The 303-nt window shown below is 66.0% G+C and carries 1 protein-coding gene; it reads left to right on the plus strand.

The window, feature by feature from the left end; translation table 11 throughout:
* On the plus strand, nucleotides 1-303 hold a 303-nt coding region (locus R0J92_RS22310; protein ID WP_411053262.1), incomplete at both ends, for a hypothetical protein.

Raw genomic sequence — 303 nt, forward strand, 5'->3', positions numbered from 1 at the left:
CCGACCAAGGTCGCGTTCGGACGGGACGAGACGATCGACTACGGCGAGACGCGCACCCAGGAGGCTTACGTCATGGGTGCCACGCGCGCGGGTGAGACGGTGATGAATTATCCGCCCGACGCGCCCAGCGGCGAGGTCAGCGTCCTCAAGTACGACGCCTCGGGATTGCACGTGAAGGCGCGCGGGACCTACTGCTTCATGGACGACATGGTCCCGACCCGGGACGGTCCGGCGCGCTGCAGCGACGTCCAGCGCTTTTCCGGCGAGATGATCAAGCCGTTTGGCTGGATCTACGATCCCGAC

The organism is Tritonibacter sp. SIMBA_163, assembly GCF_046535935.1.
GTDB classification, from domain to species: domain Bacteria; phylum Pseudomonadota; class Alphaproteobacteria; order Rhodobacterales; family Rhodobacteraceae; genus Epibacterium; species Epibacterium scottomollicae.